The sequence below is a fragment of the Kitasatospora sp. NPDC058218 genome (assembly GCF_042882445.1).
GTDB lineage: Bacteria > Actinomycetota > Actinomycetes > Streptomycetales > Streptomycetaceae > Kitasatospora.
Window position 1 is genome coordinate 1 of sequence record NZ_JBHVWC010000108.1, and the last position, 22,202, is coordinate 22,202.

General features: G+C 73.6%; 16 protein-coding genes and 1 pseudogene. 6 read left to right on the forward strand and 11 right to left on the reverse strand.

What is annotated here, in order from left to right; translation table 11 throughout:
• Positions 1 to 96, reverse strand: a pseudogene (locus ACFVYI_RS40625) (electron transfer flavoprotein subunit beta); the annotation flags it as partial.
• A 356-nt stretch (positions 97 to 452) separates the two neighbouring features.
• On the opposite strand from ACFVYI_RS40625, the gene ACFVYI_RS40630 reads away from it, so the two are divergent.
• Positions 453 to 1,721 (forward strand): hypothetical protein, encoded by a 1,269-nt coding sequence (locus ACFVYI_RS40630; RefSeq protein WP_387894880.1) that lies wholly within the window; start codon positions 453 to 455, stop codon positions 1,719 to 1,721.
• A gap of 558 nt (positions 1,722 to 2,279) precedes the next feature.
• Here the strand turns inward: ACFVYI_RS40630 and ACFVYI_RS40635 are convergent.
• Positions 2,280 to 4,604, reverse strand: coding sequence for an ATP-binding protein (locus ACFVYI_RS40635; RefSeq protein ID WP_387894882.1), 2,325 nt, complete (start codon positions 4,602 to 4,604; stop codon positions 2,280 to 2,282).
• Between the two features lie 283 nt (positions 4,605 to 4,887).
• Between ACFVYI_RS40635 and ACFVYI_RS40640 the strand changes: the two genes are divergently transcribed.
• Positions 4,888 to 7,929, forward strand: coding sequence for a BTAD domain-containing putative transcriptional regulator (locus ACFVYI_RS40640; RefSeq protein WP_387894884.1), 3,042 nt, complete (start codon positions 4,888 to 4,890; stop codon positions 7,927 to 7,929).
• 452 nt (positions 7,930 to 8,381) lie between these two features.
• Here ACFVYI_RS40640 and ACFVYI_RS40645 read toward each other — a convergent pair whose 3' ends face one another.
• From ACFVYI_RS40645 to ACFVYI_RS40655, 3 genes are all read right to left on the reverse strand, one after another.
• The gene (locus tag ACFVYI_RS40645) at positions 8,382 to 9,179 is read right to left on the reverse strand and encodes a family 1 encapsulin nanocompartment shell protein (protein WP_387894885.1); all 798 of its coding nucleotides are present in this window, start codon (positions 9,177 to 9,179) and stop codon (positions 8,382 to 8,384) included.
• Positions 9,176 to 10,270 (reverse strand): Dyp-type peroxidase, encoded by a 1,095-nt coding sequence (locus ACFVYI_RS40650; protein WP_387894887.1) that lies wholly within the window; start codon positions 10,268 to 10,270, stop codon positions 9,176 to 9,178. Before ACFVYI_RS40650 ends, ACFVYI_RS40645 begins: the two co-directional genes overlap by 4 nt.
• A gap of 235 nt (positions 10,271 to 10,505) precedes the next feature.
• On the reverse strand, positions 10,506 to 11,960 hold the full coding sequence (locus tag ACFVYI_RS40655; RefSeq protein WP_387894889.1) for an MFS transporter: 1,455 nt from the start codon (positions 11,958 to 11,960) through the stop codon (positions 10,506 to 10,508).
• 113 nt (positions 11,961 to 12,073) lie between these two features.
• Here ACFVYI_RS40655 and ACFVYI_RS40660 point away from each other — a divergent pair, with 113 nt between their 5' ends.
• The gene (locus ACFVYI_RS40660; RefSeq protein ID WP_387894891.1) at positions 12,074 to 12,493 is read left to right on the forward strand and encodes a winged helix-turn-helix transcriptional regulator; all 420 of its coding nucleotides are present in this window, start codon (positions 12,074 to 12,076) and stop codon (positions 12,491 to 12,493) included.
• A 65-nt stretch (positions 12,494 to 12,558) separates the two neighbouring features.
• Here the strand turns inward: ACFVYI_RS40660 and ACFVYI_RS40665 are convergent, their stop codons facing one another.
• Both ACFVYI_RS40665 and ACFVYI_RS40670 read right to left on the reverse strand, forming a co-directional pair.
• Positions 12,559 to 13,182: an FMN reductase gene (locus ACFVYI_RS40665; RefSeq protein WP_387894892.1), complete on the reverse strand. Its 624-nt coding sequence runs from the start codon at positions 13,180 to 13,182 to the stop codon at positions 12,559 to 12,561.
• Complete coding sequence (locus ACFVYI_RS40670; RefSeq protein WP_387894893.1) at positions 13,179 to 14,291, reverse strand: LLM class flavin-dependent oxidoreductase; 1,113 nt, start codon at positions 14,289 to 14,291, stop codon at positions 13,179 to 13,181. Before ACFVYI_RS40670 ends, ACFVYI_RS40665 begins: the two co-directional genes overlap by 4 nt.
• A gap of 220 nt (positions 14,292 to 14,511) precedes the next feature.
• Here ACFVYI_RS40670 and ACFVYI_RS40675 point away from each other — a divergent pair, with 220 nt between their 5' ends.
• Positions 14,512 to 15,276 (forward strand): PP2C family protein-serine/threonine phosphatase, encoded by a 765-nt coding sequence (locus tag ACFVYI_RS40675; protein ID WP_387894894.1) that lies wholly within the window; start codon positions 14,512 to 14,514, stop codon positions 15,274 to 15,276.
• Positions 15,277 to 15,363: 87 nt separating this feature from the next.
• On the opposite strand, the gene ACFVYI_RS40680 is transcribed toward ACFVYI_RS40675, so the two are convergent.
• Together ACFVYI_RS40680 and ACFVYI_RS40685 are read right to left on the reverse strand one after the other, a co-directional pair.
• Positions 15,364 to 17,874 carry a collagenase gene (locus ACFVYI_RS40680; RefSeq protein ID WP_387894902.1) on the reverse strand — a complete coding sequence of 837 codons (2,511 nt, stop codon included), beginning with the start codon at positions 17,872 to 17,874 and terminating at the stop codon, positions 15,364 to 15,366.
• A gap of 525 nt (positions 17,875 to 18,399) precedes the next feature.
• Positions 18,400 to 18,972 (reverse strand): DoxX family protein, encoded by a 573-nt coding sequence (locus ACFVYI_RS40685; protein ID WP_387894895.1) that lies wholly within the window; start codon positions 18,970 to 18,972, stop codon positions 18,400 to 18,402.
• 223 nt (positions 18,973 to 19,195) lie between these two features.
• Here ACFVYI_RS40685 and ACFVYI_RS40690 point away from each other — a divergent pair, with 223 nt between their 5' ends.
• Complete coding sequence (locus tag ACFVYI_RS40690; RefSeq protein ID WP_387894896.1) at positions 19,196 to 19,792, forward strand: TIGR03086 family metal-binding protein; 597 nt, start codon at positions 19,196 to 19,198, stop codon at positions 19,790 to 19,792.
• 190 nt (positions 19,793 to 19,982) lie between these two features.
• Positions 19,983 to 20,450, forward strand: a complete 468-nt coding sequence (locus tag ACFVYI_RS40695) for a hemerythrin domain-containing protein (protein WP_387894897.1) — start codon at positions 19,983 to 19,985, stop codon at positions 20,448 to 20,450.
• A gap of 118 nt (positions 20,451 to 20,568) precedes the next feature.
• On the opposite strand, the gene ACFVYI_RS40700 is transcribed toward ACFVYI_RS40695, so the two are convergent.
• A complete protein-coding gene (locus ACFVYI_RS40700) occupies positions 20,569 to 21,357 on the reverse strand; it encodes a VOC family protein (protein WP_387894898.1) in 789 nt (262 codons plus the stop codon).
• Between the two features lie 333 nt (positions 21,358 to 21,690).
• Positions 21,691 to 22,202: ATP-binding cassette domain-containing protein (locus ACFVYI_RS40705; protein WP_387894900.1), on the reverse strand; the 512-nt coding region annotated here is incomplete at its 5' end.

The following is a 22,202-nucleotide window of genomic DNA, read 5'->3' on the forward strand; positions in this document are numbered from 1 at the left end:
CACACCCTCCCGGTCGGTGGTGTGGTCGTCCGCGAAACGACGGTCACCCGTCGCGTCCGGCACGTACTTCACACAGACAACGATCCTCAAGCTCATGAGCGGTTCTCCTGATACGGGTGCACTGGTCCATGGCCTCAGGTCATGCCCAGGGTACTGAGTGCCAAGTCCGGCCCGGCCACGCCCCGCGCGGGGCGGGCACCACCTGGACCGGCATGCCGTGTCGGCTCTCTTCGACTGGCGTCAGAGGCTCGTCTCAGAGAATACGGCACTCAGTACCCCGCGTAAAGGAACTCAGTACCCTTCGGCCGTCCGCCGGTCGCCCCCGGGCCCGCCGCAAGCTTTCCGCAAGCATCGTCCAGGACTCGTCATGGAATCCGCCAGACCGCCCGGGCAGACCCCCTCCGGGGCCACCGGACCGGGGCCCCGGACCGGGATCAAGGAGGGGGATCGGCATGACCTTGGTGCACGGGAAACAGGAGACCACACCCGGCGGCCACCGGCCGTGGGCGACGCTGCCGGACTGCAAGGAGGTGCTGGTGGTCGTGCACACCGCGGTGTACGGCCAGCGGCTCCACGACATCTACTCGCTGCTCGGCTCCGACCTCCGGGTGAACGTGCAGTTCACCGTGGCGCCGCACGCGTTCAACGGGGGCGCGCAGGCACACATCCGGCTGCTCGGCGCCCCCGTGCTGCCGTGGGCGCAGGCCGTCCGGCGCGAGTTCGACCTGGTGCTCGCCGCCGGCTCGCAGGGCCTGGAGCACCTGCGCGGCCCACTGGTCCGGCTGCCGCACGGCGCCGGGCACATCAAGCTCTCCCGGGCGGCCGGCGCCGACGGCGAACGCTCCGTCAGCGGCCTCGGGGCGGAGTACGTGACCTGGAACGGCCGGCTCGTACCGGAGGCGTACGCGCTGGCGCACCGGGACGATCTGGCCGAGCTGGGCCGCGGCTGCCCGCAGGCGCTGCCGATCGCCGAGGTGGTCGGCGACGCCTGCCACGACCGGATCGCCGCCGCGCTGCCCGCCCGCGCGCACTACCGGGCCGCGCTCGGGCTGCGGCCCGGCGAGCGGCTGGTCCTGGTCTGCTCCACCTGGGGGTCGGGGTCGCTCTTCACCCGGCTGGACGCCGTCCTGCCCCGGCTCGCGGCGGAGCTGCCCCGGCACGGCTACCGGACGGCGCTGCTCGTCCACCCGAACGTGGCCGCCGCGCACGGCCAGTGGCAGGTCCGCTCCTGGGCGACGGCCACCGCGCGGGGAGCCGTGACGGTCCTCCCCCCGGAGGTGGACTGGCGGCCGCTGCTGGTCGCCGCCGACTTCATCATCGGCGACCACGGCTCGGTCACCCTCTACGGCTCGATGACCGGCGCACCGATCCTGCTCGCCGAGTACCCGCACCGCGACGTCAACCCGCGCTCGCCGGGAGCGCTGCTCGCCCGCACCGCGCCCGCACTCGCCCCCGGCCACCCGCTGACCGGCCAGCTCGACTACGCGGCCGAGCAGTACCGGCCCGAGGAGTACCGCGCCATCGCCGACCGGATCACCTCCGAGCCCGGCCGGTTCGACCACAACATGCGGCGGCTGCTCTACCGGATCCTCGGTCTGGGCCAGCCCGCGCACGCACCGGAGCCGCCCGCACTGGCGCTGCCCGCCCCGCTGCCCACCCCACCGGGCGGCCCGCTGGACGGCCTGCCGGCGCCGCTCCCGCTCGGCTCCGGGCGGGCGTGACCGTGGCCGCACTGCACACGGTCCGACTCGCCCCGGCCGACGGCGCCGCGCCGTCGGCCGGGCTCCCCGCCGCCCTGTTCGAAGCCCGGATCCACTCCCCCGCGGGCGTCTGCCACGGCCTGCTGACCAGCTGCCTGCCGCCGGGCGCGGGCGACGGGCAGCCGCGTCCGGCCTTCGTCGACGAGCACCTGGCGCTCGACCTGACCGGTCCGGACGCCACCCGGTGGCGCCACCACGCCGACGTCCTCCACCTCGGCAGCCTCACCCCGCACGACGCGCGGCAGGCGCTCGACCGGCTCACCGAGGTGCTGCGGGCCCACCCCGGCTGCGCGGTGGCCACCGCCGACTGCGGCGCCGGGGCGGTGCTCGTCCTGGCCCGCACCGGGGGGCGGCTCGCGCTGCGGCTGCGGGACGGCACGGGCAGCCCCCGCTCGTCCTGGCAGCGGCTGGCGGTCGGCTCGCTCGCGCACGCCTGGCTGGCGGCGGGGCGCGCACTGGCCGAGATCACCACGCTGGCCGCCTCGGCCTACTACTCCTACGAGGTGCTCGACAGCGTGCTCAGCCCTCCGCAGCGCCTGCCGCACCGGCCGCCGGCCTCTCCGGCGGCGGAGCGTCCCGTCCCGTGGCGCCGCTCCGGTGCGCCGCACCGCCCCGGTCCGGCGCACCGCCCGCCGCCGGACCGGACGGCGGCGGACCGGACGCTACCGGCGACCCGCCCGGTCGGGGGGTGAGGCCGGCGCCCCTCTCCAGCGCCCCGATGCGGTCGGCCACCCTGGCCGCATCGGGCGCGCCCAGCTCCCGGTAGAGCGCCAGCGAGGCGCCGAACCGCTCCGCCGCCTCACCGGCCCGGCCGTCCACCCGGGCCAGCTCGCCGCCGAGTTCCAGCACCCGCGCCTCCCAGCGCCGAGCACGGCCGGAGCGGAACTGTGCGAGCGCCTGCGCGTAGCACCGCTCGGCGCGGCCGTACGCGCCGAGCACGGTGTGCGCCTGCCCGAGGAAGGCGAGCGCCCGGGCGGCCTCGTACGGGGCCCGGACCTCGGTCAGCTCGTGGTGCGCCGCGGTGATGACCTCGACGGCCCGCGCCGCACGACCGGAGGCGAGCAGGACGTCGCCGAGTGCCAACCGGGCGAGCGCGGCGCCCCGCGGATAGCCCTCCGCCTCCCGCAGCCGGACCGCCTCGTGCAGGCAGTCGGCGGCCTCGCCGAGCCGGCCCGCCGTTCGATGGGTCTGGCTCAGGCCGTAGAGCGCGTCCGCCTGCCCGAGCCGGTCCGCCGCCGTCCGGGCCAGCTCCAGTGCCTCGGCGAACCAATCGGCCGCCTCCGCGTCCTCGCCAGCGTTGCGCAGGCCGTTGCCGCCGGAGGTCAGCATCCGCAGCTCCCCGTCCCGGTCGCCGGTCGTCCGGGCGGCCACCAGGCCGAGCCGGTGCGCCTCGACCCAGAGCTGGGCCGGGCGCAGCCGCAGGAACAACGGCCACATGGCGTCGGCCAGTTGCCAGACCAGCGTCGGCCGGCCGGTCTCCGCCGCCCAGTGCAGTGCGGCGGCCAGCCGGGTCGTCTCCCCGTCCAGCCAGCCGAGCGCCTCGGCCTCGTCGCCGAACTCCCGGGCGCCGACCGGCCGGCCGCTCCCGTAGTCGCGGCGCAGCGTGCGGTGGGTCGGCGTCACGAGCGCCTCGGCGGCGGTGGCGCAGGCGAGGTACCAGTCGAGCACCCGTCCTGCGGCCGCCAGGCCCTCCGGTGCCAGGCGGACCGTTTCCGCACAGGCCCGCGCGTGCAGCTTCACCAGGTCGTGGAAGCGGAAGCCGCCGCTCACCTCCTCCAGCAGGTGGACGTCGATCAGCCCGTCCAGCAGCCGGGCCGCCTCGCCTGCGGGAACACCCCCCACCACGCGGACGACGTCCGGGGTGAAGACCGGGAACGGCAGCAGGCCGAGCAGCCGGTAGAGCCGGGCCGCGTCCTCCTCCAGCACCTCGAAGGACGCGTCCAGGACGTTGCGCACCGTCTCCCCCTCCACATCCAGTGCCGCCAGCCGGTCGGCCTCGTGCCCGAGCGCCTCGGCGGTGACGGCGAGCGCCTGGACCGGACGCGCCGCGATCCGGGCCGCGGCCAGGCAGACCGCCAGCGGCAGCCCGGCGCAGCGCTCCACCACCTCGGCGGCCGCCGCCCGTTCGCGGGCCACCCGCTCCTCGCCCACCCGCTGGGAGAGCAGCCGTGCGGACGCCTCGTCCGGCAGCAGCCCCAGCGGCCGGAAGACCGCGCCGTCTATCCCCAGCCCGGTCAGCCGGCGCCGGCTCGTCACCACCACCAGGGCATGCTCCGAACCCGGCAGCAGCGGTCGGACCTGGGCGGACGTCGAGGCGTTGTCCAGCAGCACCGCGATCCGGCGCTCCGCCGCCAGCGACCGCCAGAGCGCCGCGCCCTCCGCCAGGTCACCCGGCACCGGCGCGATCCCGAAGGCCCGGAGGAAGGCCCCCAGCGCCTCCGCCGGATCCGCCGGACCGCCCGGGGCGTGCCCGCGCAGGTCGGCGTACAGCTGGCCGTCCGGGAACCGCCCCGCCAGGCCGCGCAGCCACTGGGCGGCCAGCGCGGTCTTGCCCACCCCGGCCGGGCCGGTCACCACCAGGGTGACGTCCGCCGGCTGCGGCGCATCGCCCAACGACCGGTCCAGTGCGGCGAGATCGGCCTCGCGGCCGACCAGTCTGCGTGGCACCGGCGGCAGTTGGCGCGGCACCGGGAGCGCGACGGCCGCGGCGGCGGCCGGATACAGGTGCACTCCGCCGTGGATCGCCCCCGCCTGCACCACCGAACCGTCCACCCGCCCACCGGCGACCGCGTTCACCTGACCCGGCGGCGCACCGCTGCCGGCCGTTCCCGTCCGTGGTTCCACTGGCTCCCCCTACCCGCAGACCGACGCGTCCGAGTGGCAGGGCCGTGAAGTGTGATCAATCCGTGTGATCAATTACCTTGCGGCCAGTACCACATGATTCACAGTCATATCGAGAATATGACGGAACCTCCACTTGCAGAAGAAGGCGGGTGGTATGGCAACGGCCCCCGAAAGCGTGCGATGCTCACCTGCGACACAGCAAGCTGGTAGCCAACCGGCGGGGGGCGTCACCGTGGAGTTCCATCTCCTGGGTTCAGTTGAACTATCGGTAAACGGAAGGCTGTTGTCGATCCGCTCGGACAAGCGGCGACGGCTCCTCGCGGCACTGGCACTGGACGTCGGCCGCCCGCTCTCCCACGAGTCCCTGGCCTACCGGCTCTGGGACGAGGAGCCGCCGCCGAGCGCCGTGGCCAGCATCTACAGCCATATTTCACACATTCGGAGCACACTGCGCCTGGCCGTCGAAGCCGAAGGGCTGCGCGGCGCCCACGAGATCCCGTCGGTCGACAGCCAATCGCACACGTACACCCTGCGAACGGATCCGCAGCAGATCGACTGGCACCGCTATCTCGACCTTTCCCGCCAGGCCCGCCTCCTCGCCGACAACGGCGAGGACCACCAGGCCCGCACCGTGCTCAGCCGTGCCGAGGAGCTCTGGCGCGGCGAGCCCCTGGCCGGCGTCCCCGGAACCTGGGCGCAGAGCACCCGCACCACCATGGCCGACCAGCGCCTGGCCACCACCCTGCTGCGCGTCGAGATCGAGCTCCGGCTCGGCCGCTTCACCGACCTGATCCCCGAGCTCACCGTCCTGCGCGAGGGGCGCCCCACCGACGAACGCCTCGCCGCCCACCTGATGGCCGCCCTCCACGGCGCCGGACGGCAGGCCGAGGCCCTCGCCGTGTACCCGGCCGTGGTCCGCCTCCTGCGGGCCGAACTCGGCACCGGGCCGGGCCCCGAACTGGCGCGCCTGCACGAGCAGATCCTGAACGGCACGCCCTCGACGGAGCTGCTCGCCCGCCCGGACCCGCCGAGGGCCCGGCCCGGCCGGCGGCCGGCCGGGCCGAGCACGCTCCCCGGGCAGCGGCACATGATCGGACGGGAGGACGAACTCCGGCGGCTGCTGGACGGACCGGCCTCCGACCTCCGCGGCGGCGGCATCGTGACGGTCTCCGCGATCCTCGGCATGGCCGGGGTCGGCAAGACCACGCTCGCCCTGCACGCGGCCGACCTGATGCGCGAACGGTTCCCCGACGGGCACGTCTACCTGAACCTCCGCGCTCACGCCGGGAACCAGCGCCCGCTCGCCACCGAGGCGGCCGGAACCATGCTGCTGAGACGCCTCGGCATGCCCGCCGCGGCGATCCCGCTCGACGCCGAGGAGATCTTCGGACTCTGCGCCGAGACGCTGGCCTCGCAACGCGCCGTCGTCGTGCTCGACGACGCCTCCAGCGCGGCACAGATCCGCCCGCTCCTGCCCCCGCTGCCGACCTCGCTGGTCCTCGTCACCAGTCGACACCGACTGGCCGAACTCCCCGGCTCCAGACCGGTCTTCCTCGACGTCCTGACGGTCGACGACGCCGCCGCCCTGTTCGTCAAGGTCGTCGGAGCGGAGCGCGCGGACGACCTCGGCCGCGTCGCCGAGATCGTCGACCGGTGCGGACTGCTCCCGCTCGCGATCGAGATCGCCGCCAGCCGCTTCAAGGCCCGTCCCTCCTGGACGTTGGAGCACCTGGCCCAACGCCTCTCCCGCAAGACCGGCCGCCTCGCCGAGATCCGCCACGGCTCCGAGAGCATCGCCCGGGCGTTCGAGGTCTCGTACCAGTCGCTGCCGGCCGAACAACAACGGGCGTTCCGTTTACTGGGGTTGTATCCGGGACCGGATATCGGACCGCATACGGCGGCGGCCCTCATCGGTCGGACGATCGACGACACGGATCACATTCTCGAAGCGCTCCTGCATTGCCACCTGCTCCAGGAAGTCGTTCCCGAGCGCTATCAACTCCATGATCTCCTACGGGAGTACGCGATTGTCCTGGCCCTCGCGGAGGGCGGAACCGATCAGGATTCGGCAATGCGACGCCTGCTCGGCTTCACCCTGCGCGCCGCCGACCGTGCGGACGGCCTGCTGTATCCCCGCAGATCACGCCTACCACTGCCACCTCTTGAGCAACTCATCGACTCGGAAGAGCTGTTGAGCGACCTCGACCTCACCTCGACCGAGGCCGCCCGGGCCTGGCTGGAGGCCGAGCACGGCGGCCTGACGGCCCTGGTCGCGCACACCCGACAGATCGGCCTCGGCGAGAGCAGCGCATGGCTCTCGCACGTCCTTGCGGGCCATCTGGACGGCGAGGCCTACTGGAGTGAGGCGCATGGCATGCACCAGGCCGCCGTCGCCCACTGGCGTTCGATGGCGAACGACCGCTGCGAGGCAAGGGCGCTGATCAATCTCGGCGCGACCCTCGCCAACGCCTCGCGCTACCCGTCGGCCGTGACGGCCGTGGAACGCGGCCTCGCGCTGGCCCGCCAGGAAGGGGACTCGGACGCCACCGCCGACGCGCTGAGCATCCTCGGACGGCTCCTCTGGCACCAGAGCTCACTCGACGAGGCACTCGCCCACCAGGAGGAGTCCCTGCGCATCCGCAGAGCGGCCGGCGACGACTGGAATTCCGCGCGCTGCCTCGCCAACATCGGCATCGTGCACAGCTCGCTCGGAAATTCCGATTCCGCCCTCTCGGCCTACCGGAGCGCCCTTCCACTCGCCCGCAGATTCCATGACAAGACCTTCGAGCTGCGTATCCTCAACAATATCGGTGATCTCCATCTCGGCGCTCGGGACCTGACCTCCGCGCGCTCCGCTTTCGAGCGCGTCCTCGCCATCGGCGAGGGTTTCATGTCGCATTTCGACCTCGCCGTGGTGAAGCTCAACCTGGCCGCCGCGCTCAGCATTCCGAAAGAGCTCGGACCGGCGATGACGCTCTACCGATCGGCTTTGACCACGTTCCGGTCGGTCGGCGCCATACGGCACGAGGCCGACGCCCTCAACGGGCTGGGCGACGCCCTCCGGGGCGCCGACCGGGCCGCCGACGCCCACGACCAGCACGCCATCGCCCTTGAGCTGGCCCGCTCCATCGGCGCAGCCCGCGAGGAGGCCGCAGCCCTGCGCGGGCTCGGCCGCTGCGAGACCGCCCTCGGCCTGGGTGGCGCCGCGCTCGACCACCTGACGGCCTCGTTGACCCTCGCCGAACGCGTCGGAGCCGGCGACGAGCGGGCCCTCGCCCGAGAAGCGCTGATGGAACTGCATCTCCACCGGGAACCGGAACACTGAAGTCCGATTGGCCTGCACTTCACCACCCGCGACTGACCGAGTTTGACTGCCTCGCTATCCATCGGACACCGAATGACTTCGAATGCGACGCAGTCCCGTACACGTGCCAGTGAATCAAACAGGGATTTGAGGCCCGGGGTTCGGCTCTGATAGAAAGACCGACGAGCGCGGCATTGGCCGTGCTCCGAGTCGTTTCTGAACCCCGGAGACAGCACAAAATGAACGCCATAGCCAAGCCCACCGACCACCGTATCGTCGCACCGGGCACGAATACCCTTCGGCCCGGCGACTCCGGATTCTTCTGGTGGATGCCCATCTGGTGCTGACGTCACGGCGCTGCCGGCCCCGACTCCGGGGGCCGGCAGCGCCGCGGGCTCGTGACCGCTCCGGGCCCACGACCGCCCCCGGCCGATGGGCGCGCGGGGCCGCCCGGGGCGCGGCACCCGCCCGTGCTACCCGCCCAGGGCGACGGCGGCCTCGGCGGTGTAGAGGCGGAAGGTCAGCGACTCCTGCAGGTAGAGGTCGACCGAGTCGGCGTCGTGCGAGAGGTAGCCGACCGAGAGGTCCTGGCCGAGGACGAGTTCGAAGTCGCCGCCCCGCGCCGACAGCAGGAAGGCGCCCTCGATGGCGGGGGCCCAGATGATCTCGCCGTCGAGGAGGCGGGCGATGTGCGCCGCGACGGGGTAGCCGTGGTCGCTGGTCTCGCTGACGGCGGTGAAGGCGTCGGCGCCGAGGAGGAGGGCGTAGGGCCCGCCGACACCGGCGAGGCGCAGGGCGGTCAGCGCCCGGCTGACGGTGTTCGGGTATTCGCGGACGTCTGCGGGGAGCTGGATCGCGGGGTTGCTCGCGCCGGCGCGGATGCCCTCGATGGCGGCGGCCCGGTAGCCCTCGAAGACGGCGCGGTCCTCGGCGAGGGCGATGGTGCGGGCCGCGTCCTTGACCGGCTGCCAGTCGGAGTCGCGGGAGCCGCGCTCGACGTCGTCGACGGCGTCGCGGCCGACGGTGAAGGGCACCCGGAGCTCGACGACGGGCTGGGAGTCGCGGGCGTGGGCGAGCACGCCGTCGGCGGGCGGAATGATGCCGGTCAGGTGACCGGTGCCGACGGCGGCGAGCGTGGTGCCCCCGGGGCCGGACACGTCCACCACCCGGCGGCCCGCGACGTGGAGCTTGAAGGTCTGCCTGGCCTCCTCCTCGATCTCCTCCCAGGCCGCGGCGGAGATGGGGGCCAGGTCGCGGTGCAGATTGCTCATGACGAAGGAGTCCCTTTCAGGCTGCCGATGCCGAGCGAGCCGTCGGCGGCGGCGGTACTGGAGCTGGCGGTCGGGGCGGCGTCGGTCGGGGTGGCGGCACCGGTCTCGGTCACGGCGGCCGCACCGGTCGGTGCGGGCGCGGGCGGCGGGTCGTCGAGGAAGTCGGCGGTCGGGACGAAGAAGAGCGAGCCGGTCACCGCCGTGGAGAAGTCGAGCAGCCGGTCGTGGCCACCGGGCGGGCGGCCGACGAACATGTTGCGCAGCATCTCCTCCGTCACCTCGGGGGTGCGCGCGTATCCGATGAAGTACGTCCCGAACTCGCCGCCCCCGCCGAAGGATCCGAACGCCATGTTGAAGCGCATGATCTGCCGCTCCTCGCCGTCCGGGCCGGTGACCGTGGTGAGGGCGACGTGCGAGTCGGCGGGCTTGGTCGCGTCGTCGAGCTCGATGTCGGTGAGCTTGGTGCGGCCGACGGCCCGTTCCTGCTGCTCGACCGGGAGGGCGTTCCACGCGGCGAGGTCGTGCAGGTACTTCTGGACGACGACGTAGCTGCCGCCGGCGAACCCCGCGTCCTCCGCGCCGATCACCACGGCGTCCGCGGCCGCCCGCCCCTCGGGGTTCTCGGTGCCGTCGACGAAGCCCAGCAGGTCGCGGTCGTCGAAGTAGCGGAAGCCGTGCACGGAGTCCACGACGGTGGCGGCGCCGGCGAGGCGCCGGGTGAGGTGGCCGGCCAGTTCGAAGCAGAGGTCCAGCCGGCCGGCCCGCAGGTGGAGCAGCAGGTCGCCGGGGGTGGCGGGGGCCCGGTGGCGGGCGCCGACCACCTCCTGGAAGGGGTGCAGTTCGGCGGGCCTGGGGCCGGCGAAGAGGCGGTCCCAGGCGTCGGAGCCGATGCCGGTGACGCAGGTCAGCCCGGCGTCGGGGGCGCGGAAGCCGACCGATCGCCGCAGGCCGGCGAGGTCGGGCAGCAGGTCGCGGACGGCCTGTTCGCCGCCGGGGTCGACGGTGAGCACGAGGAAGATCGCGGCGTTGGTGAGCGGGGTGAGGACGGCCTGCTGGTCCCCCGCGGGTGCGCTCCGGATCTCGGGCGGCATGGCGGGCTCCACCTCAGGACTCCCGTGCGGCTTCCCGCTCGGTCCGGTGGTCGGCGGCCGGACGGTCGACGAAGCGGGTCTTCTCGGCGCTCGGGGCATGACGGACCGGCAGTGATCTGATCATGTGTACGATTACACCGCATAGCGGACATTTAGGCACGGCCAACACGCACCCGTTCGGCCCTCGGCGGAGGGCGTCCGCCGAGGGCCGAACGGGTGTCGCAGCGTCAGCGGCTCACCCGGACGCCTCACGGCCGACCGCCCGGCGCCCGGCCGCCAGGCCCGTCGCGGTGACCAGCGCACCCAGCAGGACCGCCGCCACCGGCACCACCAGCGCCGCCCGGAAGCCGTCCAGCCCCGCCTGCGCGCCGCCACCGGCACCGGTCGCCGCCAGGTTCACCGCCGTCACCGCCGAGAGTCCGAGCGCGGCGCCGAACTGGAACGAGGTGTTGAGCAGCCCGCCGGCCAGGCCCTGCTCCCGCTCGGCGATCCCCTCGGTGGCGGCGATGGTCAGCGGCCCGTACGCGAGGGCGAAGGCCAGCCCGGTCAGGATCATGGTCGGGAACATCATCGGGTAGGTCCAGTCCAGCCCCACCGGCAGGAAGAGCGCGTAGGAGAGCGCCGCCAGGCAGAAGCCGCCGAGGATCACCCGGGCGTTGCCGAACCGGTCCACCAGCCTCGGCGTGAGGGTGGGCGCCAGCACCGCGTCCGCCCCGACCGCGAGCAGGGCCAGGCCGGTCTGCACCGGGGACCAGCCACGCAGGTCCTGCAGGTAGAGGGTGACGACGAACTGGAAGCCGAAGAAGGACCCGGCGAAGAGCATCGCACCGAGGTTGGCCCGCACCAGCGCCCCGGAGCGCAGCAGGCCGAGCCGGACCAGCGGTGCGGCCGAGCGCCGCTCGACGGCCGCGAAGGCCGCCAGCAGGGCCAGCCCGCCGGCCAGGGTGAGCGCCGTCCACCCCGCCGAGGCGCCCGGTTCGCCGAGCCGGACCACGGTGTAGACCAGCAGCAGCATGGCACCGGTCACGGTGACGGCCCCGGCCAGGTCGAAGCGCTCGCCGGGGCTCCGCACGGGCGGTTCGTCGCGCGGGATCAGCGGCAGGGCGGCCAGCAGCAGGGCGGCCGCCAGCACCACCGGCGCGAAGAACACCCAGCGCCAGCCGACCGCCGTCAGCAGCCCGCCGGCCACCAGCCCGAGCGAGAACCCGGCCGCCGCGGTGCCCGCGTACACCAGCAGGGCGCGGTTGCGCCGGGGGCCCTCGGCGAATGCGGTGGTGATGACCGCCAGCCCGGCCGGGGTCATGAACGCCGCCGAGAGTCCGGTCACGAACCGGGCCAGGATCAGCACCCACCCCTCGGTGGCCAGCCCGCCGAGACCGGAGAAGAGGACGAAGACGGTGAGCCAGAGCAGGAACGTCCGGCGCCGGCCCAGCAGGTCGGCCGTGCGGCCGCCGAGCAGCATGAACCCGCCGTAGCCGAGGACGTAGGCGCTCAGCACCCAGCTGAGCGAGCCGGTGGACATGCCCAGATCGGCGCGGATCGACGGCAGCGCCACGTTCAGCATGGCGACGTCGATGCCCTCCAGGAAGATCGCGCCGCACAGGACGAGGAGCACGGCGGCGTCCCGGCCGCCGATGCGCGGCGGCGCCCCGGGTGCGGCGGTCGAGGGCACGGCTGATGACACGGACATGGGAGGTCTCCTGGGCGGACGACGGGAGGCGAGGGGCACCACGACGCGGTTACGGTTCTGCCGGTCGGTTCCCTCTTGTAACCACTCGTCATCCTGGGGCAGCATCAGGAGGCATGGAAGAAGGCACTTTGAAGTTACCGACGCACTGCACGGGTACCGAGGACGGCTACGACGTGCTGCAGTGGGACTCGCGGGAGGACTGCGAGGTGCGGCAGATCCTCGACCGGGTCGCCGACAAGTGGTCGCTGCTGGTCATCGCGCTTCTCGACCGCCGCTCGCTGCGCTTCACCGAACTGCGGCGCGAGATCGACGGCGTCAGCCAGCGGATGCTGACCGTGACGCTGCGCCAGCTGGAGCGGGACGGCCTGGTGTCCCGGACCGTCCATCCCGTCGTCCCGCCCCGGGTGGACTACGCGCTGACCCCGCTCGGGCGGACGCTGCACGCCACCATCCAGTCACTGGTCCACTGGACGCAGGCGCACCAGCGGGAGATCGCCTCCGCCCGGGCCGCGTACGACGCCCGCGAGGCCTGACGCGGGCCCCGCGCACGGGTGAGGGGCGGGCCGCCCGGCCCGCCCCTCACTCCCGCCTCCGCCCCTCAGACCCGCAGGGCCGCCAACTGCTCCGCGAACGGCACCACGGCCACCGGCTCCGCCACCGCCGCCGGGCCGCGCCCCGCCACCAGGGCGGCCAGCTCACCGGCGGCCCGGTCGATCCGGCCCGGCAGGCTGTCGGTGTGCCCGTCGCCCGTCGCGCCCCAGTCGTCCGTCGCCGCGTACACCGCGGTGGGGACGACCACCGAGCGCAGATAGGCGAAGAGCGGCCGGACGGCGTGCTCCAGGGCGAGCGAGTGCCGGGGTGTGCCGCCGGTGGCGGCGATCAGCACCGGCTTCCCGGCGAGGGCGTCGTGGTCGATCACGTCGAAGAAGGACTTGAACAGGCCGCTGTAGGAGGCGGTGAAGATCGGCGTCACGGCGATCAGGCCGTCCGCGTGCGTCACCGCCTCGACCGCCTCGCGCAGCGCCGCACCCGGGAACCCGGTCGTGAAGTCGTGCGCGATGTCGGTGGCGAGGTCCCGCAGCTCGATCACCGTGACGTCCACCGCTCCACCGGTGACGCCGAGTTGACGGTCCGTCGACTCGGCGAGCCGGTCGGCCAGCAGGCGCGTCGAGGACGGCTTGCTCAACCCGGCCGTGACCACCACCAGCCGGTACGCGCTCACTTGGTCACCTCCGTCGTCTCCTCCTGCTGCCGCTCGGCGAGTTCGGCCGCGACCCGGGACGCGTGCGTCGGCCCGTCCGGGACGCCGGCCGGGCGGCCCTTGGCGAACTCCTCGCGCAGCACCGGCACGACCTCCTCGCCCAGCAGGTCCAGCTGCTCCAGCACGGTCTTCAGCGGCAGACCGGCGTGGTCCATCAGGAAGAGCTGGCGCTGGTAGTCGCCGAACGACTCCCGGAAGGCCAGCGTCTTCTCGATGACCTCCTGCGGGCTGCCCACGGTGAGCGGGGTCTGCTCGGTGAACTCCTCCAGCGAGGGCCCGTGCCCGTACACCGGCGCGTTGTCGAAGTACGGGCGGAACTCGCGCACCGCGTCCTGCGAGTTCTTCCGCATGAACAGCTGCCCGCCGAGGCCGACGTAGGCCTGCTCCGCCGTGCCGTGCCCGTAGTGGGCGTAGCGCTCGCGGTAGAGGTCGATCAGCTTCTGGAAGTGCTCCTTGGGCCAGAAGATGTTGTTCGCGAAGAAGCCGTCACCGTAGTAGGCGGCCTGCTCGGCGATCTCCGGGCTGCGGATCGAGCCGTGCCAGACGAACGGCGCGACGCCGTCCAGTGGGCGCGGGGTGGAGGTGAAGGACTGCAGCGGGGTGCGGAAGCGGCCCGACCAGTCCACCACGTCCTCGCGCCACAGCTGGTGCAGCAGCGCGTAGTTCTCGATCGCCAGCGGGATGCCCTGGCGGATGTCCTTGCCGAACCACGGGTACACCGGGCCGGTGTTGCCGCGGCCCATCATGAGGTCGACCCGGCCGTCCGCGAGGTGCTGGAGCATCGCGAAGTCCTCGGCGATCTTCACCGGGTCGTTGGTCGTGATCAGCGTGGTCGAGGTGGAGAGGATGATGCGCTCGGTCTGCGCGGCTATGTAGCCGAGCATGGTCGTCGGCGAGGACGGGACGAACGGCGGGTTGTGGTGCTCGCCGGTCGCGAAGACGTCCAGGCCGACCTCCTCGGCCTTGCGGGCGATGGCCACCATCGCCTTGATCCGCTCGTGCTCGGTCGGGGTGCGGCCGGTGGTCGGGTCGGGGGTGACGTCACCGACGGTGAAGATTCCGAACTGCATGCTGTTCACCACACTCCTGGTGGATCCCGGACTCCGGGTCCGATCGTCAAAGTTTCAACCACCTTAGCACCGGCTGCTCCCCCGGTATTCCCCTGCGCGCCCCGCCCACCGCCCACGGCCGCACGGCGGGCGCGCACCCCGGTCGTTGCGGGACACGCCGAGCGCGACAATGGGAGGAGCAAGGACGGCCGACCCGGAGTCCCGGAAGGGCGGCGAGCCGATGGCGGCCTACATAGCGGTGAGTGCGCTGAGCCACGAGGGCCTGGTGCGCGAGCACAACGAGGACAGCCTGACGGTCGGGCCGTGGACACTCTGCGCGACGGTGACCAGCAATCCGCAGACCCTGCTCTTCCCGGCCGCGCTGCCGTGCGTGGTCGCCGTGGCGGACGGGCTCGGCGGGCACCCGGGCGGCGAGATCGCGAGTGCGCTGGTGGCCCGGCGGCTGGCCGCCCTCGGCCCCGGCCTGGACGGCGAGGAGGCCGTCCGGGAGGCCCTGCAGTCCTGCAACCGGGCGGTGTACGCGGCGGCGGCCGACGATCCGGAACTCGCCGCGATGGGCACCACGGTGGCGGGCGTGGTGCTGCTGTCGGAGCAGGTCGTCGCCTTCAACGTCGGCGACAGCCGGGTCTACCGGGTGGCGGAGGACGGGCTGCGCCGGGTCAGCGTGGACGACAGCCCGCCGCCGGCGCCCGGCCGGCGGACCACCTCGGTGATCACCCAGTCCCTCGGCGGCTCGCTCGGCCTGACCTTCGTCGAACCGCATGTGCGCGGCATGCCCCTGGCGGTCGGCGACCGGTACCTGGTGTGCAGCGACGGCCTGACCGATCCGGTGCCGGAGGAGGAACTGTCCGCGCTGCTGACGCAGTCCTCCTCCGAGGACTCGGAACGGGCCGACGGGCGGGCCGTGTTCGAGCTGTGGAAGGCGGCGGTCGAGGCGGGTGGGCCGGACAACATCACGGTGGCGCTGATCCGGGTCGGCGGATAGGCGCGGGGGCCCGCCCGACGAGCGGATGCGGGAGGCCCCGGCGGAGCGCCGCACGCGCTCCGCCGGGGCCTCCGGTCAACAGGGCCGTCAGAACTCGGCCTTCATGGTCACCCCGCTGAAGCCCTGCGGGGCGTAGAGGCTGGCGTACACGTAGCCGGCCGGCGGGTTGTCGATGGTGAGGGTCTCGGTGTTGTCGGCGTTGGCCGACCGGGCCGTGTAGGCGTTGGTGTACGCCCAGGCGGCGGAGTTGAAGTAGAGGTCGGCGTTGCCGCTGCCGCCGCTGCTGGTGAGCTTCAGCTGCTTCGTTCCGGCCGGGACGTTCAGGTAGAAGTGGGCGTAGTTACCGGCGGTCGCGGTCGCGTTGCTGCGCACGCAGTTCCGGTCGAGCCGGCGGATGTCGGTGCCGGCGCACTCGGACCCGCCACCGCCACCGGCCGCGACGGTGACGCTCTGGCTGGTGCTCGCGGTGGCGCCCTTGTCGTCGGTCACGGTGAGCTTGACGGTGTAGCTGCCCGCCGCGGCGTACGTCTTGGCCGGGTTGGCCTCGGTGGAGGTGGTGCCGTCACCGAAGTCCCAGGCGCGGGCGGCGATCGTGCCGTCCGAGTCGGTCGAGCCGTCGGTGAAGGTGACGGCCAGGCCGTTGGCGGCCGAGGTGAAGGCCGCCGTGGGCGCCTTGTTGCCGCCCGGGGTGGTGCCGGTGCCGCAGGCGCCGGTGTTGCAGGCGGTCAGCCAGGCGTCGAAGTCGGCGTTGTAGCGGGTGCCGATGGTGGACGTCAGGTAGGTGCGGGCGCCGCTCCAGTCACCGGCGCGGTACTTGGCGAGCACCGCGTCCATGTCCGGGCGCTGCTTCTCCAGCATGTAACGGACGGCCAGGTAGCCCCAGTTGTAGATGCGGGTCTGGTCGGCGTTGTCGTAGGTGGTGTCGAACAGGGTGCTCAGGCTGTAGGTGTGCAGGCCGGCGGCGGCGATCGCCGCGTCGTACGACTCCTTGCGGTACGAGTAGGAGACGTACTCGGCGAAGCCCTCGACCCACCAGACGGTCGGCGTGGTCATGCCGGCGTTGAAGTCGCCGAACATGTCGAACCGGCCGTCAAGGTAGTGCGTGTACTCGTGGTTGAGGTTCCAGATCTGGAAGTCCGGACGCACCCACTCGGCCTCGTAGGCGAGGAAGCGCGGCTGGTTGCCGACCGTGGCCGGGTTGCCCTCCAGGTACATGCCGCCGTTGTTGGTGTTGATGCCGTAGATGCTCGCGGCGAACACCCCGTAGTCGAAGCGACCGTGGAAGACCACGACCTCGATGGTGGTGTTCTGGTCGTTGGCCACCGGGCCGCCGTCGCGGGTGACGGAGTGGAAGAACGCGTCCTGGCCGGTCAGGCTGGAGCAGGCGGTGGCCAGCTGGGTGGCGTCCAGGGCCTGGGCGATGATCTTGATGCTCGGGCTGCAGGTGTGGTTGACCGTCAGGACGGCCGCCTTGAGGCGGTCGGCGGCGTCACAGGTGCCGTAGTACGCGCAGTTGCCCTCGTCGTAGGCCTCGCCCATCTCCGCGACGGCCGCCCACTGGTAGGCGGTGGGACCGGACGGCGTGGACTGGTCGGCCAGGCCCTTCTCCATCGGACGGACCTTGGGACGGAGCGGCTCGTACTGGAGGAAGCGGCCGAGCTCGCGGGTCCCGTTGTACACCAGGAAGCCGAAGTCTCCGCCGAGCAGGTCCTTGTTGCCGGAGGCGAAGGTGTACACCGCGTCGAGCACGCTCGGGTCGGCCTTGACGGCCTCGACGAAGGCCGGCAGCTGGTGGCCGCGCCAGAGTACGGTGAAGACGCTGTTGAGCGCGGCGCCCATCCCGACGGGGTTGTGGGTGGCGGCCTTGTAGTCGCCCAGCAGGCGCTTGACGACCGGGATGTAGCGGGTGTTCTCCTGCGCGCTGTCGATCAGGGTGATCGCCTCGCCGAGGGTGCTGGCGTTGGCGGCGGTGACGTCACGCGAGTGGGCGCTGTTGAAGAAGGAGTCCAGGGCACTCTGGATCGCGGTCTTCAGGGTGTCGCCGTAGGTGCCGACGTCGGCCGGGTGGTACCACTGCGCGAAGTAGCCGGCCCGCAGGTAGAGCACCAGCTGGGCGGTGGAAGTGGAGTTGTCGCCCGGGTAGTTGGCGGCGGCGTCACGCAGGGCGTACGCCACGGTCGCCATCTGGGACTCGCGGAAGGCGCCACTGGCGTCACCGCCGGTCAGGGTGAACAGGCTGTTGATACAGCCGAGTTCGGCGGCCTTGATCGCGTCGACCAGCGCGCCGCCGGAGCGACCGGTGAAGTCACCGATGTTGCAGTCCGCGGCCGTTGCGGCGGCCGCCTGCTGACCGGCGGACTTGGCCGACTTGGCCGACACGCCGGCCGAGGTGCCGTCCGTGGGCGCGGTGGCCGAGAGCGGGGCGCGGTCGTTGGCGGGCACCGACGTGTTCTTGCCGCCGTCCTCCGGGGCGGCGCCGATGCCGGGCTGCGGGGCCGGGCCCGAGGGGGTGGCGGACGAGGTTCCGCCGGGCTGCGGCGGGACCGGGACGGGGGCGGCCTGGCTGCGCGGGGTGAACAGGCCGAGCGCCAGGAACATCGCCAGGGCGATCGTCAGCAACCTCGCCAACTGCGGCAGTCGCGACAGGGATCGTGCAGTTCTCACGTGGGGGCCTCCGGGCCTTGTTCGGCCGCGTTGGGGGAACGCGGCCGCGACGGAGCGAGGACCGTTACGACGGTGCCGTCAGGGCGGCTAGGTCGTGTACACGGTGGGGAGTGTGACATGTACAATGGCATACATCACATGGCCTGTGAACCCCTCGGGCCCAGGACGTCTCGGCCGGTGACAGCGAAAGGCCGTTGCACCAAGGAGTCGATCTCCTCGGCACAACGGCCTTTCATGCGTCGCTATTTGACCGGACGGCAGTCATCGACCCGCCTGAGCGCGCCGACGGGGGACGGCCGGAGAGCGGGGTCGAGCCACTCCGGACCTGACACCCCGGCACCCGGTCACCGCGGCGCGCTCGTCAAGTTTCCGGCTGCCCTGGCGGTCGGACACGACGGCGGGGCCTGACGGCCCGCCCGGCCGCGAGCCCCCTCCCGCCGCGCCCCGGACCGGGACGGGTCACTTGCGCAGCAGCAGGATGACGCCGGCGGTCACCAGGCCGACCACGACCGCGGCCGCGCCGTACGCCAGCCGGTGCGCGCGCAGCACGGGCAGGAAGCGGTCCACGGCGTAGCGGCCGGGCCCGGTCAGGGCGAGCGCGGCGGCGCCGGCGGTGAGCAGCAGCTCGTACTCGCTGCCCTTGGGCGCGAAGAAGCCGCCGCCCCAGGTGACGGCGAGTGCGTTGACCATGGTGCCGAGGATGGCGGCGGCGGCCAGCGGAGTCAGCAGGCCGACGGCGAGCGCGAGACCGCCGAAGGTCTCGGTGAGGCCGGCGACCACGGCCATGGCGTCGCCGGCCGGGTAGCCGCTCATGGTGAAGAACTGACCGGTGCCGTCGAGGCCGCCACCGCCGAACCAGCCGAAGAGCTTCTGGCTTCCGTGCGCGGCCATGGTCAGGCCGAGGGCGAGGCGCAGCAGGAGCAGGCCGGCGTCGTAGGCGTGCGGTGACGTCGTCGCGGAGTCGGGGACGGCCCGGCCCGGGAGGACGGTGGCGGTGGTGGGGGCGGTCGTGCTCGGGCTGGTGCTCGGCATGCGCGTCTCCATCATTCGGGATCGGTCGAGGCAAGGGGGTCACGGACGGTCACGGGTGAGCAGTTCGTTCAAATTCGAACCGGCCGTCGTTCGACCGTACCTGGGAGTTCGAATTTGAACAACCGCCGCGAACGCGGGGAGTGAGGAGGCGTGCACGCGGACCGGGTCGGCCGGTGCCCGGGGGCGAGTCGCGAGCCACCGGACGCGGGGGCAGGGTGGAGGCATGGCTCACCGCAGGGAACACCGGCGGCCGGCGCAGCCCGGCACGCCGTACGCCGAAGCGCTGGCCGCGTTCGGCGAGCGCGTCCGGCTGGTCGCGCCGGACCAGTGGGACGCGCCCACTCCGTGCACCGACTGGTCGGTCCGGGATCTGGTCAACCACCTCACCGGCGAACAGCTCTGGGTACCCGAGCTGCTGATGGGCTCGACCGTCTCGGAGGTCGGCGGCCGCTTCGACGGCGATGTGCTCGGCGCCGACCCGGCCGCCGCCTGGGCGGCCGCCGCCGAGGCCGCCCGCGCGGCGTTCGAGGTGCCCGGCGCCACCGACCTGACCGTCCACCTCTCGTTCGGCGACGCCTCCGCCCAGTACTACCTGGACCAGCTCACCACCGACGCCGTCGTGCACACCTGGGACCTCGCCGAGGGGATCGGCCACCGGACCAGGCTGCCGGCCGGCCTGGCGGAGTTCGCGCTCGGCGAGATGGCGGGCTACGGGGACCTCTCCGGCAGCGGCCTGTTCGACCCGCCGCTGCCGGTGCCCGACGACGCCGATCCGCAGACCCGGCTGCTCGCCCTCGCCGGGCGCCGCGACCGCCCCTGAGGCCGCGGTCACCGGGGAGCACGACCTCCGGGAGCGCGGCCCGCACCGGGGCCGGACCCCGCTCGGGGACCGACGCTCGGTGCCGCACCCACCCCTGGTGACCTGGGGTGATCGTTCCCGCCCCCGCCGGGATGCCCGACGCCGGATACTGGAGGAGTCGGGGGATCACCGGACGAGAGGCGGGCGCGCCATGAGCCGCAGGCCTGACATCCTCGGCGAGTTCACCGCCGACCACCGGGCGGTGACGGAGCTGCTCGCCCGGATCGAGGCCGCGCCGGACGGTGCGCCCGAGCGTGGCGAGCTGGTCGGGCAGCTGACCGACCTGTTGTTCACCCACTGCGCCGCCGAGGAGGAGCACCTCTTCCCGGTCGTCCAGCACGATGTGCCGGACGGCGGGGCGCTGGTGTTCACGAGCATCCACGCGCACCTCGCGATCGGCCAGTACCTCTCCGACCTGCAGGGGGTGGGCCCCGGTGAGCCTGCCTTCGCCACGCTGTACCGGGGGCTCGCCGACACCGTGCGCCGGCATCTGGCGGTGGAGGAGGAGCAGGTCTTCCCGGTCGCCCGGAAGGCGCTGCCCGCCGCCGCCCGGGCCGCGCTCGGCGAGCGGATGCGGGCCGAGCGGGAGCGGCAGGAGGTCGCGGAGCAGGGGCCGTAGGCGGCGCGGCGCGGGCCGCCGGGCCGCCGGGGCGTGCGGCCCGAAGCCCCGGGGCCCGGATCCCGGGGCTTCGGGCTCAGGGCTTCGGGCTCAGGGCTTCGGGGTCAGGGCTTCGGGCTCAGGGCTTCGGGCTGATCACCGCGAAGCGGCCGCCCTCCGGGTCCTGGAGCCGGGCCACCCGCCCGTACGGCGAGTCGAAGGCCGGCCCGATCGCCGAGCCGCCGAGCGCCTCGGCCCGGGCCAGCGCGTCGTCGGTGTCCGGCACCGAGAAGGAGACCTCCCAGTGCGGTGACAGCCCGGTCGGGCCGCCCGCCTGCTCCCTGGCCAGGGCGGCCACGCTGTGGCCCTCGGCCCGCAGCACCACCCGGTCGTGCTCCCACCGCACCTCGAAGCGCTCCGGGTCGCGGCCGTCCCAGCGGAACACCTCGCCGTAGAAGAGCGCGGCCGCGAACGGGTCCGGCGTGCGCAGCTCGATCCAGACCGGCGCGCCCGACAGGTCCAGGCGACGGGCGCGGCCCAGCGGACCCTCCCAGATGCCGAACACCGCGCCCGCCGGGTCCGCGGCGAAGGCCACCCGCCCGGCGTCGAAGGCCAGCGGGCCCACCGCCAGGGTCGCGCCGCGCTCGCGGACGGCGTCGGCGGCGGCGTCCGCGCTCTCCGTCCCGAAGTAGCTGGTCCACGCCACGGGCATCTGCCAGCCGCTGCCGGCGACTCCGAGCCCGGCCACCGCCTCGCCACCGGTCACCGCGTGCACGTAGGGGCCGAAGCGGTCCGGTCCGGGCTCGAACTCCCAGCCCAGCAACGGCCCGTAGAACGCCTTCGCCGCGTCGAGATCGCGCGCCATCAGGCTCACCCAGCACGGAACGGCCGCCACGCAGCGCACCTTGGCGGTCTCACCGCTGCCCATCGCGCACCTCCTCGACGCCCGTCCGCCGGGCCCCTCCCGACTCCCACGGCCTACCGGCCGCCCGGGCGACTTCAGCCTAGGCCGACATGCCGACCCGGGCGCGGCACGGCGCGCAGGGGGCAGCGCGCGCGGCGCCCCGCCGGCGCGCGGGCACGGGCGGGCGCGGCCGGGGACGGACCAGGGGCCGCGATCCGGTGCGGCGCACCCTCCGAAGCCGTCGTGGCACCGGGCGTGCCGTCGGCGGTGCTCCCGGACGGGCGGACGCGGAGCTGCCTCGCGATCCCGGAGCGGGGGTCCCGGACGAGGAGGACTCCGGTGCGGCGGGCATGCCGGTCACGGTGTGCACCCGGAGGGCCGGGAGGACGGGCCCGGCAGCAGCCGGCCGCCGTCCATGGTCGCGACGGAGTCCGCGAGCGCGTCGGCGGCGGACAGGTCATGGGTGACGAAGAGCAGCGCGAGGCCGCTGTCGGCCCGCAGCCGCGCGAGCCGGCCGAGGATCACCGCCCGGGTCGCGGCGTCCAGGCCGGAGGTGATCTCGTCGCAGACCAGGACCGCCGGTCGGACGATCAACGCCCGGGCCAGAGCGGCCCGTTGCAGCTCACCGCCGGAGAGGGCGGCGGGCGGGCGGGCCGCCTGGGCCGGGCCGAGGCCGAGCCCGGCGAGGAGCGCGAGGGCCTCGTCGGCCGCCGCCGGCCCGCGCAGGCCGCGCAGCCGGACGGCGGCGCGGGGGCCCGCGCACCCGCCCGCGCGGCCCCCCCCCGCGCCCCCCCCCGCCGCCGGGAAACGCAAAAACGACCACGCGCGGTCGACCCGGCACCGCCGCCCCCCCCCACCCCACCGCCGGG

Excerpts from the sequence above, each read along its gene's own strand:
- ACFVYI_RS40630 (WP_387894880.1), top strand. The coding sequence starts at position 453 with ATGACCTTGGTGCACGGGAAACAGGAGACCACACCCGGCGGCCACCGG.
- ACFVYI_RS40645 (WP_387894885.1), bottom strand. The coding sequence starts at position 9,179 with ATGAGCAATCTGCACCGCGACCTGGCCCCCATCTCCGCCGCGGCCTGG.
- ACFVYI_RS40650 (WP_387894887.1), bottom strand. The coding sequence starts at position 10,270 with ATGCCGCCCGAGATCCGGAGCGCACCCGCGGGGGACCAGCAGGCCGTC.
- ACFVYI_RS40655 (WP_387894889.1), bottom strand. The coding sequence starts at position 11,960 with ATGTCCGTGTCATCAGCCGTGCCCTCGACCGCCGCACCCGGGGCGCCG.
- ACFVYI_RS40660 (WP_387894891.1), top strand. The coding sequence starts at position 12,074 with ATGGAAGAAGGCACTTTGAAGTTACCGACGCACTGCACGGGTACCGAG.
- ACFVYI_RS40670 (WP_387894893.1), bottom strand. The coding sequence starts at position 14,291 with ATGCAGTTCGGAATCTTCACCGTCGGTGACGTCACCCCCGACCCGACC.
- ACFVYI_RS40675 (WP_387894894.1), top strand. The coding sequence starts at position 14,512 with ATGGCGGCCTACATAGCGGTGAGTGCGCTGAGCCACGAGGGCCTGGTG.
- ACFVYI_RS40680 (WP_387894902.1), bottom strand. The coding sequence starts at position 17,874 with ATGTTCCTGGCGCTCGGCCTGTTCACCCCGCGCAGCCAGGCCGCCCCC.
- ACFVYI_RS40685 (WP_387894895.1), bottom strand. The coding sequence starts at position 18,972 with ATGCCGAGCACCAGCCCGAGCACGACCGCCCCCACCACCGCCACCGTC.
- ACFVYI_RS40690 (WP_387894896.1), top strand. The coding sequence starts at position 19,196 with ATGGCTCACCGCAGGGAACACCGGCGGCCGGCGCAGCCCGGCACGCCG.
- ACFVYI_RS40695 (WP_387894897.1), top strand. The coding sequence starts at position 19,983 with ATGAGCCGCAGGCCTGACATCCTCGGCGAGTTCACCGCCGACCACCGG.
- ACFVYI_RS40700 (WP_387894898.1), bottom strand. The coding sequence starts at position 21,357 with ATGGGCAGCGGTGAGACCGCCAAGGTGCGCTGCGTGGCGGCCGTTCCG.